At 43.4% G+C, this 212-nt stretch carries 1 protein-coding gene; it reads left to right on the top strand.

Going from position 1 to position 212, the window contains the following annotated elements; genetic code table 11:
• Nucleotides 1-27: 27 nt before the first annotated feature.
• A partial coding sequence (locus FC51_RS12025; RefSeq protein WP_057911403.1) for an IS3 family transposase occupies nucleotides 28-212 on the top strand: 185 nt, incomplete at its 3' end.

The following is a 212-nucleotide window of genomic DNA, read 5'->3' as shown; positions in this document are numbered from 1 at the left end:
CGTCTCTCAAAAGGAAGGAATTTTTACATGCCAACTCGTTACGACAAAGAATTCAAACAAAACATCATCAACCTATATAAACAAGGCGAATCAGCCGCCCAACTGGCCAGAGAATATGGCATTGGCTATTCAACCGTTCATAAGTGGATCCAGGGCCAAGCCAAAACTCAATCCGGTAAATCGCCAGACGAAATTAAAGCGATGGAAAAGCG

It is taken from the genome of Lentilactobacillus parabuchneri DSM 5707 = NBRC 107865, from assembly GCF_001435315.1.
In the GTDB taxonomy this organism is placed as follows: Bacteria; Bacillota; Bacilli; order Lactobacillales; family Lactobacillaceae; genus Lentilactobacillus; species Lentilactobacillus parabuchneri.
This window is presented reverse-complemented; position numbering and strand designations above follow the sequence as displayed.